13 protein-coding genes and 2 rRNA genes are annotated in these 12961 nt (G+C 39.0%); 2 read left to right on the top strand and 13 right to left on the bottom strand.

What is annotated here, in order from left to right:
* Window positions 1-57: 57 nt before the first annotated feature.
* From PZE06_RS15320 to metG, 3 genes are all read right to left on the bottom strand, one after another.
* Window positions 58-1242: a resuscitation-promoting factor gene (locus PZE06_RS15320; RefSeq protein WP_150916936.1), complete on the bottom strand. Its 1185-nt coding sequence runs from the start codon at window positions 1240-1242 to the stop codon at window positions 58-60.
* A 235-nt stretch (window positions 1243-1477) separates the two neighbouring features.
* Window positions 1478-2245 carry a TatD family hydrolase gene (locus PZE06_RS15315; protein ID WP_150916934.1) on the bottom strand — a complete coding sequence of 256 codons (768 nt, stop codon included), beginning with the start codon at window positions 2243-2245 and terminating at the stop codon, window positions 1478-1480.
* Between the two features lie 251 nt (window positions 2246-2496).
* Complete coding sequence (gene metG / locus PZE06_RS15310) at window positions 2497-4446, bottom strand: methionine--tRNA ligase (RefSeq protein WP_150916932.1); 1950 nt, start codon at window positions 4444-4446, stop codon at window positions 2497-2499.
* A 533-nt stretch (window positions 4447-4979) separates the two neighbouring features.
* On the opposite strand from metG, the gene PZE06_RS15305 reads away from it, so the two are divergent.
* Window positions 4980-5267 carry a transition state genes transcriptional regulator AbrB gene (locus PZE06_RS15305; RefSeq protein ID WP_150916930.1) on the top strand — a complete coding sequence of 96 codons (288 nt, stop codon included), beginning with the start codon at window positions 4980-4982 and terminating at the stop codon, window positions 5265-5267.
* Between the two features lie 65 nt (window positions 5268-5332).
* On the opposite strand, the gene rsmI is transcribed toward PZE06_RS15305, so the two are convergent.
* From rsmI to PZE06_RS15265, 8 genes are all read right to left on the bottom strand, one after another.
* Window positions 5333-6208, bottom strand: a complete 876-nt coding sequence (gene rsmI / locus PZE06_RS15300; protein WP_150916928.1) for a 16S rRNA (cytidine(1402)-2'-O)-methyltransferase — start codon at window positions 6206-6208, stop codon at window positions 5333-5335.
* A 20-nt stretch (window positions 6209-6228) separates the two neighbouring features.
* Window positions 6229-6975, bottom strand: a complete 747-nt coding sequence (locus PZE06_RS15295) for a tRNA1(Val) (adenine(37)-N6)-methyltransferase (protein ID WP_150916926.1) — start codon at window positions 6973-6975, stop codon at window positions 6229-6231.
* A gap of 182 nt (window positions 6976-7157) precedes the next feature.
* A complete protein-coding gene (yabA, locus tag PZE06_RS15290; protein WP_150916924.1) occupies window positions 7158-7526 on the bottom strand; it encodes a DNA replication initiation control protein YabA in 369 nt (122 codons plus the stop codon).
* Between the two features lie 29 nt (window positions 7527-7555).
* On the bottom strand, window positions 7556-8365 hold the full coding sequence (locus PZE06_RS15285; protein WP_150916922.1) for a PSP1 domain-containing protein: 810 nt from the start codon (window positions 8363-8365) through the stop codon (window positions 7556-7558).
* Window positions 8358-9314 (bottom strand): DNA polymerase III subunit delta', encoded by a 957-nt coding sequence (holB, locus tag PZE06_RS15280; RefSeq protein WP_483314068.1) that lies wholly within the window; start codon window positions 9312-9314, stop codon window positions 8358-8360. The genes PZE06_RS15285 and holB overlap by 8 nt, the downstream gene beginning before the upstream one ends.
* A gap of 184 nt (window positions 9315-9498) precedes the next feature.
* Window positions 9499-9828 carry a cyclic-di-AMP receptor gene (locus PZE06_RS15275; protein WP_095314415.1) on the bottom strand — a complete coding sequence of 110 codons (330 nt, stop codon included), beginning with the start codon at window positions 9826-9828 and terminating at the stop codon, window positions 9499-9501.
* Between the two features lie 106 nt (window positions 9829-9934).
* Window positions 9935-10573 (bottom strand): dTMP kinase, encoded by a 639-nt coding sequence (gene tmk / locus PZE06_RS15270; RefSeq protein ID WP_150916918.1) that lies wholly within the window; start codon window positions 10571-10573, stop codon window positions 9935-9937.
* Window positions 10566-11996 carry an aminotransferase class I/II-fold pyridoxal phosphate-dependent enzyme gene (locus tag PZE06_RS15265; RefSeq protein WP_150916916.1) on the bottom strand — a complete coding sequence of 477 codons (1431 nt, stop codon included), beginning with the start codon at window positions 11994-11996 and terminating at the stop codon, window positions 10566-10568. Before PZE06_RS15265 ends, tmk begins: the two co-directional genes overlap by 8 nt.
* A gap of 253 nt (window positions 11997-12249) precedes the next feature.
* On the opposite strand from PZE06_RS15265, the gene PZE06_RS15260 reads away from it, so the two are divergent.
* Complete coding sequence (locus PZE06_RS15260; protein WP_150916914.1) at window positions 12250-12453, top strand: sigma factor G inhibitor Gin; 204 nt, start codon at window positions 12250-12252, stop codon at window positions 12451-12453.
* A gap of 164 nt (window positions 12454-12617) precedes the next feature.
* Here PZE06_RS15260 and rrf read toward each other — a convergent pair.
* Both rrf and PZE06_RS15250 read right to left on the bottom strand, forming a co-directional pair.
* A 5S ribosomal RNA gene (rrf, locus tag PZE06_RS15255) occupies window positions 12618-12734 on the bottom strand.
* Window positions 12735-12834: 100 nt separating this feature from the next.
* A 23S ribosomal RNA gene (locus tag PZE06_RS15250) occupies window positions 12835-12961 on the bottom strand; the annotation flags it as partial.

Here is a 12961-nt window from a genome sequence, read left to right as displayed (position 1 = left end):
AAAAAAGCAGAGGACGCCCCCCCTGCTCAGCATGACTTTTTATAAGTGCGTACGATCTTAATTCAAGATCTTAATCTTAACATTTTTCCTACCCCAGCGATAAGCAGCAGACTGGGAAGAAAAGAATACATCAATCTTGTTGCCCTTGATGGCTGAGCCAGTATCCGCAGCTATTGCATAGCCATATCCTTCAACATATACCTTTGTTCCCAAAGGAATAACTCTCGGATCGACTGCAATGATTTTTGCGCCTGGGTTCGCCTTCAAATTATATCCTGTTGCGGTAATACCTGAGCAGCCATTACAGTTAGCTGTGTAGGCTGTAGAACTTACTGTAAATTCTCTACTCACATTACCATTCGACCCGCGTGATACGGTTTGTGCAACAGTTTTCGTGCCAACCGCTACAACTTGATCGCGCTTTTCTTTCAAAGTTGACTCTTTAAGTAATTTACGGGACACTTCTTTCCCGTTTTCCAAGACAACTTCGTATTCCTTCTTAAGTAGTCCCTCTTGCCCATTTGTAACGGTTTTTTCCGTTCCTTTGGCAAGGCTACTATCCTGTTTCGTGACAACAGCAAATCTAACTGGTTCTTCCACTACATCGGTGACCTTTTCAACTCGAATGACGTTAATAGTAGCGTCTTCTTTGACTGTTTCATCCATATTTGGCTCAACTCGGTCTAATTCATTCAGCTTGATTTCTTGTTGTGATAAAAAGTCAGCGACCGTAGTCGAAGTGGACCATACCTGCTTTTCTTTTCCACCGTCATTCAGTGTGACAGAAAATGCTCTATCTATTTTGATTTGTAAGTCGTTTTTTATCTCTGTATCGATTGTTGGTTGAATCTTATCATGTTCGTTTAAAGAAACATTTTGCTCTTTTAAAAATTCTTCAACCGTATTAGCTGTTGTCCAGACTTGTTTCTTTTCGTTTTCCTTAACCATCTGAACCTGCTTTGCTGGTTTCCATTCAACCTTTAGATTATCCTTGACCTTCGTATCGGCTGATGGAGACACATAGTCTTCTGAGTGAAGAGAAATGTTTAATTCCTCTAGTACTTCTTTAATTGTTCCTGCGTGTGTTTTAACAATCTTCTCTTGACCGTCTAGCGTTAATGCTACAGTTTTTTTCGTAGTTTCATAGAAAACAAACCCAAAAGCTGCAACAAAAACTACGAAACTAGCTCCTACAACGGCTAATTTCCTTTTACTCAAAGACTTGGAAAACAGGTTTTTCATGTTTTTGATTACGATGAAAAACGCCTCCTTCTCTCTCGAGTGATTATATAGAACTTAACCTGCACATGTCAACCCTCCACCCTCCAAACATATTCCCTATTATGCGAAATATATCCAAAAAAGGAAAGAGGGACTTATCGACATGGTTATCCTATGAAGAAAAGAAGACATGTAGAACTTTTTAGAATAGGAATTCATTTGGACAAGCATCCTTGTATTTCGACAGCATTCTATATCATTTTATGGCGAATAATTTTTTTGCATTTGCCGTTGTAATTCTGGCAACTTCTTCATAAGAAATCCCTTTTAACTCTGCAATTTGTTCTGCCACAAGTTTGACATAACCTGGTTCATTTCGTTTTCCTCTGTAAGGATGAGGAGCTAAATAAGGACAATCCGTTTCAATTAACAGTTTTTCCAGCGGAACTGCTTCAGCTACTTCCTTTGGTTTTCTTGCATTTTTAAACGTAACCGGTCCTCCAAGCGAAATATAGAAATTCATGTTTAGGCATTCTTGAGCTACCTCAACACTCCCGCTAAAACAGTGCATGATCCCTCCAACTTCAGAGGCACCCTCCTCTTTTAAAATCTCCACAATATCTGCTGTCGCCTCCCGATTATGTATAACAATTGGCAAATTCACCTTTTTCGCAAGCTGAATTTGCTTTCGAAATACTTCTTTTTGAATCTCCTTTGGCGACTTATCCCAATAATAATCAAGCCCCATCTCTCCAATGGCCACTACCTTTGGATGGCTTGAAAGGTCTTCAATCCATGCTAAATCCTCGTCATTCATATCAATGGCATCAACTGGGTGCCAGCCTACACTGGCATACATAAAATCATATTTTTCTACCAGTTCCATTGCTCTAGTAATCGTCGGGCGATCAAATCCAACAATGACCATATTCTCTACCCCATTTTCTTGAGCCCTTGCTATAACTTCCTCTAAATCCTCAGCAAATTGTTCAGCATTTAAATGGGCGTGTGTGTCAAATAACATCAAAATTCTCCCTTCATTTCATATATTATTTTTGTGTTACAAACTTTTCTTTTTCTTTTCTTTTTCATGTATCAGCCTATTAATATTTTAGAAAAACAGCGCAAAAACACATAAATTATCGCAAGAAAGTTCTTTTTTAAGAATAATCTTATTGTATCAATTCAATTTATTATTTAAACAAAAGAAAACATAGAAATGTTTCGTGCAAGTTTGTTACACGTGAAACATTTCTATGCTCCTTGCAAACATTTTTACTTAACTCGTGCACCTAATGGTAAAGACTCAGCAATGGTAGCAAGCGATAATTCGCCATCCTTCGAGCCTGCCAATATCATCCCTTGAGAAAGTTCTCCTCTAAGCTTAACCGGCTTCAGGTTTGTAACACAAACGACTTTTCTTCCGACAAGCTCCTCCGGTTTATAAAATTGTGCAATCCCCGATACAACTTGACGCTTTTCATAGCCTAAATCAAGCTGCAATTTAAGTAACTTATCAGCTTTTTTCACAGGCTCCGCTTCCAACACCTGGGCCACACGTAAATCAACCTTCATGAAGTCATCAATCGTAATCTCTTCACTGTCGAGTACTTCTTCTTTTTTCTCCTCGACTTGAGCAGGAGCGGCTCCTTGCATTTTTTCCTTAATAAAGGCAACCTCTTCTTCTAAATCTAGACGAGGAAACAACGGATTTCCTTTTGCGACTTTGACACCTTCTCCAATTGCTCCGAATGTCTCTAAACTTTCCCATGTTGTTAAAGCTTTCTCCACATTCAGTTGCTCAAAGATGCCATTAGGTGTTCTTGTTAAAAACGGCTGCAGCATAATTGCTACCCTTCTTAATGACTCAGCCAAATGTGCCATGACCGATCCTAACGCTTCTGTTTTTTCTTCTTTTGCCAACACCCACGGCTGTGTTTCATCTATATATTTGTTTGTTCGGCTCACAAGCTGCCATAGAGCAGTTAACGCCACTGAAAACTCCATATTTTCCATGGCCTCTTCATATTTTTGAACCGTCTCAAGGTTGACCTGAAGAAGCAGCTTATCATACTCTCCGTCTGAGCCCTTATAAGCAGGAATCACTCCATCAAAATAACGATCAATCATCGCAACAGTCCGATTAAGAAGATTTCCTAAATCATTTGCTAAATCAAAATTGATTCTTTCAACAAACCCTTCCGGTGTAAACACTCCATCAGCGCCAAACGGAACTTCACGAAGCAAATAATATCTTAGAGCATCTAAACCATAGCGATCAATAAGGGTAACCGGATCAACGACATTCCCTTTTGACTTAGACATTTTCCCATCCTTCATCAATAGCCAGCCATGGGCAAATACTTTTTTCGGTAGCGGCAAGTCTAGTGCCATTAACATAATAGGCCAGTAAATCGTATGGAAACGTACGATTTCCTTCCCAACTAAATGGAAATCAGCAGGCCAGTATTTGTTGAATTTCGCTTCATCTCCCGTACCATATCCTAATGCAGTAATATAGTTAGAAAGCGCATCAATCCACACATATATGACATGCTTAGGATTACCAGGAACCTTGATGCCCCAATCAAAAGTCGTTCTAGAAACAGCTAAATCCTCGAGCCCTGGTTTAATGAAATTATTAATCATCTCATTTTTACGAGATTCTGGTTGTATGAACTGTGGATTTTCTTCATAATATTGAAGCAAGCGATCAGCATATTTACTTACCTTGAAGAAATAGGATTCTTCCTTTACCTTCTCAACTGGTCTTCCACAATCAGGACATTTTCCTTCATTTAATTGTCTTTCAGTAAAAAAAGACTCACATGGCGTACAATACATGCCTTCATACTGATCTAAATAAATATCCCCTTGCTCAAGCAATTGAGCAAAAATTTTTTCGACCACCGCTTTATGACGATCCTGTGTTGTACGAATAAAATCATCATAGGAAATATCAAGCTTTTTCCAAAGTTCCTGTATACCTGCCACAATTTCATCAACGTACTCTTGAGGAGTAACCCCTTTTTCTTGAGCTTTCTGCTGAATCTTTTGTCCATGCTCATCCGTTCCCGTTAAGTACATCACATCAAAACCACGTAAACGCTTATAACGCGCCATTGCATCGCCTGCTACTGTTGTATAAGCATGACCAATATGTAGGTTTCCGCTCGGATAATAAATTGGTGTTGTTAAATAAAATGTCTTCTTTTGTTCCACTATAATGGTCCCTCCTCATAGGGATTTAGATTAATTAGGTACCTTTTTTAAGAAGATTCCTCAAAAGTCGCTATTATATATTTTAGAAAAAAATGGACGAATTGTGTTTAACTGGATTACAAATGGGGTACATTTACAATAATTCCACGACACTCTCAAAAAAATAGATAAAACTAAGCCAGTACACTCGTCATCTTTACCTATTCTATCATCAAAATATACATAAAAATAAGAAAATGTGCAACCTGCTCTTCCTTTTATAGTGGTTCTGTTTTTTACACTTTCACCGTTGCAAAAAAAATTTTAAAAAAAAAATAAATAGACCACCAAAAACTAGTAAATGTACTCGTATTATTTCTTGTATTGTTGAAAATAAAGATTTTGACGGTTCCAGTAATTACTAAAAAAATGGATATAAAATTATTGACGTTTATGGGAATAACTGTTATTATTGTATCTAGGAAGAAATTTGTCGAATAATGACGAAAAGAAATAGATAGAGAAAAATTTTTGGAGATTGAGAGGAGATTATTTAAATGAAATCTACAGGTATTGTTCGTAAGGTTGATGAGCTTGGTCGTGTGGTTATTCCAATCGAACTAAGACGTACATTAGGTATTGCAGAAAAGGACGCATTAGAAATTTATGTAGATGATGAGCGCATTGTTTTGAAGAAATATAAGCCTAACATGACTTGTCAAGTTACTGGAGAAGTTTCTGATGATAATGTAACATTTGCTGATGGCAAACTAATTTTAAGCCGTGACGGCGCTGAAAAGCTTTTAAAAGAAATTCAAGAAGCTTTCCAAACAGCAAAAGCTTAAGACATTTATGAAAAAACCTATATGTAAAGGCTTCTTTTCTTTAAGAAGCCTTTTTGTTTTGCCCTCTAACCTTCAATATGGAAGGCATGATAAACATCTCTCTTATTCATATTTCGATCCTTTGCCGTTTGTTTAATGGCCTCTTTCGATGAAAGGCCTTGTTCTGTCATATAGTGCTCAATATGTTCCCGAAGCGACAGCTCTTTCCACCATGTATTTTTTTCTTCTGCCCGCTTATTGCTTCCTTCAATAATGAGGCAAAACTCCCCTCGAACTTCATCACTAGACGCCCACTGTATCACTTCACTAATGGTACCTCGAATAAATTCTTCATATCGCTTTGTTAGCTCACGACAAAGTGAAATTTGCCTTTCGCCAAATACGGCGTAAAGTTGCTCAAGCGTTTCCCTTAATCGATGCGGAGATTCATATAAAATGAGCGTAGACATCATCTTTGACAATTCTTCCAGTTCTTTCATTTTCTCTTTCTTTTGTCTAGGCAAAAATCCATAAAAATAAAATGGTTGCGTCGCTAATCCTGAGGCAATCAGGGCTGTTAAAGCAGCATTTGCTCCTGGAAGGGGAACGACCGTTAATTGTTCATTCACTGCTGCTACAACTAATTCATAACCAGGATCCGAAATCGTTGGCATCCCAGCATCGCTTACTAACGCTATTTTTCCCCCTTCTTTAAGCCTTTCAATCAGCTTTGCCCCACTCGCTTCCTTATTATGTTCATGATAGCTCACCACAGGGGTGGAAATCTCAAAATGATTGCAAAGCTTTTTCGTGTTTCTTGTATCCTCTGCAGCAATGTAGTCACTTTCTTTTAAAAGACGCACTGCCCGAAAGCTCATATCCTCTAAATTGCCAATCGGTGTGGGAACTAAATATAGAATTCCCTTTTGTTGTTCATTTTCAAAGCTCTTTTGCTGCCACATATTTTTACACCCCATCTCATTTACTGCTTATCTCCAAACAGGATATCCTTTATTTCAGCCGTATACTCATTATCATCATGGTAAACAACAAGAGGCGGGAGAATCTTCAAGTCTGCCTTCCCATCTTTTATTGCTTCTACTAACAGCGTATTGGCTTCCTTCCCTTGCTTCGGATAGACAAATTGAACTTTTTTAGGCTCTAACCGATATTGCCTCATCAATGTAATCATATCCAATAATCTCCCTGGTCGATGGACAAACGCTACCTTTCCCCCCTGCTTCACAAGCTGGCTTGACACGCGAATGGCATCCTCCAATGTACAGAATATTTCATGACGAGCAATGGCTAAATGCTCATTTTCATTGATTTCTTCTTTCGATGGAGTTGGAAAATAAGGAGGGTTGCAAGTAACGACATCATACTTGCCCATCCCCAATTTTTGCGGCATATCGTTAATATTTCCATGAATCATCTGGAGGCGATCATCCAGCTCATTATACTGAAAGCTTCTCTTCGCCATATCGTACAAGCGCTCCTGTATCTCAACACCTGTTATCTCTCCTTTTGTTCTCGTACTGAGAAAAAGAGGAATCACACCATTTCCACTGCATAAATCAATAATTTTCCCTTTCTGTATCGGGACATAAACAAACTTGGCAAGCAAGACAGCGTCCAATGAAAAAGCAAAGACGGACGGACTTTGAATAATCCGCAAATCTTCTGCCAATAAATAATCCAAACGCTCATCGTCTTTTAATTGGACCATTCTTTTTCCTCCAGTTTTTTTTAGTTCACACCCACAAGAAGTAGCTTTAACGTGCTTCCTTAATAACTGTTGCTGACAATTCCTATCATAAACAGGGAGCTAGAGCATGCTGAGTGACTGGCATTACTCGTTGTGTAACTTATATGCAGAAAAATGGTCTCCCTCATAAAGGAAGACCCAAATTACTTCTTATTAAGAAAAGATAAGCAAAAAAGACAATCGCCTTCTTTACGAGGGCTTCCAAAATGCAAATTACAAATGTGGAAGCCTTCCTGATAAAGTCTTGCTAAATTATCATACCCTTCCCCGATATCTACTGCTTTTTCATCAAGCTGCTCTGCAGCTTTCGCTTGCTGCTTAGCCTGACTCTTTTTCGCTGCATTAGAGGTATGCTCCAGCCGACGTCTTAGATGATCATTCTCTAGCTTTAATGAGTTGTTCTCTTCAAGAATTTCTGCTAAATGTTCTTTTAACTCACCAAGCTGTTGATACAGCTGCCCTATCTGCACTTCCATATTACTCACTGAATCAAAGATTTCCTTTTTATTCACGCCTTCCACCTCAATCGTCCGTGGATCTCCTACATAGCGCCTTCCTTTAATATTTCATCCAGTGTATATTCGAGGACACGCTCTTGTTCTAGCATTTCTACTTGTAAAATACGTTCTAAAATATTTAATCCAACCACTTTCCCTAATCCTGCTGGAGTACCAATGATTTCACCCACATCAGGTAGCTGTTCCTTAGCCGTTTCATATTCGTCGTTTTCATATTTTAAACAACACATAAGTCGGCCGCATAAACCGGAAATTTTCGTTGGATTAAGGGATAGGTTTTGATCCTTAGCCATTTTAATGGATACAGGTTCAAAATCCCCTAAAAAGCTGGAGCAGCAAAGCATTCTGCCACATGGCCCAATTCCACCTAGCATTTTCGCTTCATCTCTTACCCCGATTTGCCTTAGCTCAATTCGTGTTCTAAAAATCGCGGCCAGATCCTTAACGAGCTCTCTGAAATCAACCCGTCCATCGGCAGTAAAATAGAAAATAACCTTATTGCGGTCAAAGGTATATTCTACATCTACCAGCTTCATATCAAGCTCATGTAAGTTGACCTTCTCACAACAAACCTCATACGCTTCCTTGGCAGACTGTTTGTTCTCTTCGACGATAAGCCGATCCTTTTGATCTGCAATTCTCAGAACTTTTTTAAGTGGGAGAACCACATCGTGTTCTTCGACCTGCTTAGGGCCGATGACCACTCGACCGTACTCAACTCCCCTAACCGTCTCCACAATGACGAAATCGTCCTTTTGAATTAAGAGATCTCCGGGATCAAAATAATAGATTTTCCCCGCTTTTTTAAAGCGGACTCCCACTACATTATACAAATGATGATCCCTCCTGCAATTGTAACACAAGCTGCTCTAACAGCAGCTGTGGATTCATATTTGCGTGCAGCCTTCTTTTTGCATCTAAAACGGCGGCCATTTGACTTGCCAATCTTTTTGCAGATGTTTGCAACGCAAATTGTTCGAGACGATCTCTTTCGTCCAAATAAACAACCTGGGTTTGCTTCCCGTGTTGTATATATAATAAATCCTTCAGAACTAGAAGTAACAAGTCTAATCCTTGATCGTATTGCTCTTTATCTTTAAAGTGTAAGAACCAATCCTCCTGCAGGGAGACTAATGCCTCCAATGGATTCTTTCTTAATACTTCATATAATTTTAACACTATTTTTTGAGCTTGTGCAAACCATTCATCATTACTTAGTGCAAGTCCTTCATCCAAATTATTGGTAAGCTGGGCAATAATAGGAGCCTTTTTTTCAGAAACTCCCCTTTCCACTAGTTTTTGGATAAGATGTTCAGAGGATAACTGCTTAAATGTCACAATTTGACATCGCGAAAGAATAGTCGGAAGTATTTTCTGCGTTTGCTCAGTTAGTAAAATAGCCGTTGTTTCAGAAGTCGGTTCCTCTAGGAACTTTAAGAGACTGTTAGCAGCGTTAACGGTCATGCGGTCAGCATGAACAATCGTGTACACTTTTTTCTTCGATTCAACGCCAGTCTTAGCAAATTCCTCCTGCAACATTTGTATTTGTTGCTTTTTTATCGATGCCCCATCCGGCTCCACTATATGAATATCAGGATGATTCCCGCTATTAATCCGTTTACAATTATGGCAAACCTCACATGGCATATATCCATCAACAGGCTGCGTACAAAACAAACTTTTCGATAAGAGGAGACTAACATCTTTTTTCCCTGTCCCCCGCATTCCCTCAAATAAATACGCGTGGGCTAACCGACCTTTTTTTATACTATTCTTCAACATTCTCAAAACGGTTGGCTGGATCGTTTCATAGCTTTCCCACGTGTTCAAACTATATCATCTCACTTATTTTTATTAACTATCTGATAATCCTGACTCCATAAAACATTGGGGTCATACGTTTTATGGAGTCTGAATAATGCATTGATTACCTTTGACATCGCTTATTCTTACTAAATTATTGCATTTAGAAATTGTGGAATTGTTCAATTGGGAGCACAAACACAGTCGCTCCTCCCACTTCCACTTCAACTGGATACGGTACGTAGGAGTCAGCACTTCCCCCCATCGGAGAAACAGGCGCCACTAGCTGATCTCTCGATTGACAGTTGTCCTTAATGATTTGTAAAGCTTTATCAACACGTATATCTTCTGTTCCGATCAAAAAAGTCGTATTACCGGACTTCAAAAACCCACCGGTACTGGCTAACTTTGTTGCTCTGAAATTATGATCGACAAGTGCACTTGATAAACGATTGCTATCTTGATCCTGTACAACTGCAATAATTAACTTCATCCTATCAACTCCTTAGTATCCATTTATATTATGTATATTATAACAGGAATTTATATGAATGATTTTGTTAATGAACAAAGCCTCTCCAATTTTTTTACTGATTTCATCATGGTTGAGTACGAATAAGGGCTGCAACCTCCTTATAAGCTTCCTCATATACACGCTCCAGTTCCTGCTCAGCATTTATTTTTTTGATTCTCTGTGGAAATCTCTGTAAAAGAATGTGATAGCCTTCCCGCACATCCTCATGAAATTGAAGTTTCTCCAAATCTAATCGATTCACTTCCCGCTCATTGCTTCTATTAATTCTCTCTAGCCCAACCTTTGGATCAATATCAAAATATAAGGTTAAATTTGGCATCATATCAGCAATAGCAAATTGATTAATGCTGTACACCTCATCAATGCCCAATTTTCGTGCATATCCTTGATAAGCCAATGAGCTGTCTACAAAGCGATCACATAAAACGACATAGCCTTCTTCTAAAGCGGGCTGTACCTTTTCCACTAAATGCTGTCTCCGTGCCGCAGCGTATAATAGTGCCTCTGTTCTAGAATCCATTGCTGTATTGTCCTTATCTAAAATCACTTTTCTAATTTGCTCGGCAATTTCAATACCACCAGGCTCCCTAGTATGTAATACCTTTTTGCCATCCTTTTGAAACCTTTCGGCAAGTCGGTTTAATATCGTTGTTTTGCCAGCTCCATCCGGCCCCTCTAATGTAATAAATAAACCTCTAGTCATTATTATCCTCCAATTTATCAAAAACCGTAATCTTTCCTTCTACTAAATTTTCTCCGCCTTGAAACCTAGCTCCTGACTCTAACAGCAACTGCAAACCCTCTACATCCTCAGCTGTAATTTTTTCTCCTGGAAGCAATAAAGGAATTCCTGGGGGATATGGAATGATCGCTTCTGCACAAACTGAACCAGCTGAATCTTCAATCGGAAATAATGCTTTCTTATGTGATTGTACACGATATAGAGTCGAAATTCTTTTCTTGTTAAAATAACGAGTTCTTTCTCTTTTCTTAGCTGCTTGAATTCGTAATCCTTTTAGCCTTGTGATGATGTCACCAAATGGAAATTCTGCATCCTTTTTCAAAAGTGGCAGGACAAAGAGAATATTATTCGGCTCGGCCATTTCTGCGTAAATTCCCTTTTCTTCAAAAAGCTGCTGTAATTCATACCCTGTATAGCTGCAATTCGATTGAACCGTTAGCTTTAGTGGATCCCCATCTTGATTCGGATATTCCAGCACTTTTATGAATTCTAATGTTTGCAAATCCTTTTTAAAGCTGGCAAGCCGTTCTTTTGTATATTGTGCATCGCTACTTGTATAGGTGGCAATATATTTCCTCGCCAGATCTAAAGAAGCCATGATCGGATAAGAGGGGCTGCTTGATTGCAACACTCGTAAATAATGAGCTATTTTCTCCATTGATACATACTGGCTGTTAACGTGTAAAAAAGATCCCATTGTCATCGCAGGCAATGTTTTATGAGCCGACTGCACTACGACATCAGCGCCTAATGCTACCGCAGATGATGGAAACCCTTCTATGCCAATAAAATGAGCTCCATGTGCCTCATCCACTAATACCGGAATTTTATAACGATGGGCAAAATCAATTATCCCTTTAAGATCATACGTCATTCCATAATAATTCGGGTAGGTTAACACAATGGCTCGGCACTCTGGATAGCATTCATACGCTTCCTTAATGGTTTCAAGTGCAACTCCTCCTGACACCTTCCATTCAGGATCGTATTCAGGTCCTAAAAGAACAGGCCTTGCCTTTGTCAGCTCCAACGCATTAAGAATTGATTTATGACAATTCCTCTGAATAAAAACCGTATCCCCTTCCTCTAGGGTCGCCATCATCATTGCCAAATTTCCAACTGTCGTACCATTTACAAGAAAGAAACTTTTCGATGCGTGAAAGGCATTCGCCAATAAACTTTCCGCTTCCTCAATCACGCCCTCAGGAGCATGTAAATCATCCAAACCTGTCAATTCCGTAGCATCAATATGTAAAATTCCTTGAAAAAACTGATCGGCCTTTAGTAACAAGCCATTTTTATGCCCCGGAACATGTAAAGAGATCGGCCTTTTTTTATAATGATTTTCCAAGGCAGTAAACAGCGGGGTATCATTCTGATTCATTTTATATCTCCATTTTGCTCTGTCCTAATTTCTATTACTCGTCTATTTTATCTTAAATTCCCACACCAACACAATTTAATCAAAATCTTATAAAAAGACATACAATGTCTGCTCCTTCTTAACATACACTAAATTAACATCTTCATTAAGTAACTCATATTTACTTAATCCTCTTAGAGCACGAGAATATTCTAAAAATTGTTATATATCGGGGGATTCATGGGCAGAATAGTTTTGTGGAGGTGGAGTCATAGTGAACACGTTATTAAATAACCAACCTGGGGAAACTTGCTGTGTCATCTGTGAGCAATACAAATGGAAAGGCATCTATTTATACACATCCTTTATCTGCTCTGACTGTGAAAAAAGCATCATTTCAACAGAAACAAACGACCCTCAATATAAATTCTACTTAAAAAAATTGCGAAAAATCAACGCACCAGAAATTTATTCCTAATAGCCCCCTTTAACAGGGGCTTTTTTCATTTTAATTAAGACCGATTATATCGCTGTCCCGGTTAACTAAAAAAGGTTGCGCGATTGGGATTACCGTTTTATTTCTTGTCCTTTCGGACATTCAGATCAAAAAAAGAGTACCCTTGCGGATACTCTTTTTACTTCGCCCGGCAGCGTCCTACTCTCACAAGGGATCGTCCCCTCACTACCATCGGCGCTGAGAAGCTTAACTTCCGTGTTCGGTATGGGAACGGGTGTGACCTTCTCGCTATCGCCACCGGACTATTGGGTTAAAGGTGATGAAACTTAGTTGCTTACGCAAAAAGCTTTGTACCTTCAAAACTAGATAATGGATGAAGAAGAAAAAGACCGAGTAACCTAATTGGTTAAGTCCTCGAACGATTAGTATCAGTCAGCTCCACATGTCACCATGCTTCCACCTCTGACCTATCAACCTGATCATCTTTCAGGGTTCTTACTAGCTTGCGCTATGGGAAATCTCATCTTGA

It is taken from the genome of Robertmurraya sp. DFI.2.37, from assembly GCF_029211245.1.
Classification (GTDB): domain Bacteria; phylum Bacillota; class Bacilli; order Bacillales; family Cytobacillaceae; genus Robertmurraya; species Robertmurraya methanolica_A.
Note: the sequence above shows the minus strand (reverse complement) of the source record. Positions and strands in the feature narration are given on the sequence as shown.

What these genes read in the sequence shown, in the direction of transcription:
- PZE06_RS15320 (WP_150916936.1), bottom strand. Translation starts at nt 1,242, where the DNA reads ATGAAAAACCTGTTTTCCAAGTCTTTGAGTAAAAGGAAATTAGCCGTT.
- PZE06_RS15315 (WP_150916934.1), bottom strand. Translation starts at nt 2,245, where the DNA reads ATGTTATTTGACACACACGCCCATTTAAATGCTGAACAATTTGCTGAG.
- PZE06_RS15305 (WP_150916930.1), top strand. Translation starts at nt 4,980, where the DNA reads ATGAAATCTACAGGTATTGTTCGTAAGGTTGATGAGCTTGGTCGTGTG.
- rsmI (WP_150916928.1), bottom strand. Translation starts at nt 6,208, where the DNA reads ATGTGGCAGCAAAAGAGCTTTGAAAATGAACAACAAAAGGGAATTCTA.
- PZE06_RS15295 (WP_150916926.1), bottom strand. Translation starts at nt 6,975, where the DNA reads ATGGTCCAATTAAAAGACGATGAGCGTTTGGATTATTTATTGGCAGAA.
- holB (WP_483314068.1), bottom strand. Translation starts at nt 9,314, where the DNA reads ATGTTGAAGAATAGTATAAAAAAAGGTCGGTTAGCCCACGCGTATTTA.
- PZE06_RS15275 (WP_095314415.1), bottom strand. Translation starts at nt 9,828, where the DNA reads ATGAAGTTAATTATTGCAGTTGTACAGGATCAAGATAGCAATCGTTTA.
- tmk (WP_150916918.1), bottom strand. Translation starts at nt 10,573, where the DNA reads ATGACTAGAGGTTTATTTATTACATTAGAGGGGCCGGATGGAGCTGGC.
- PZE06_RS15265 (WP_150916916.1), bottom strand. Translation starts at nt 11,996, where the DNA reads ATGAATCAGAATGATACCCCGCTGTTTACTGCCTTGGAAAATCATTAT.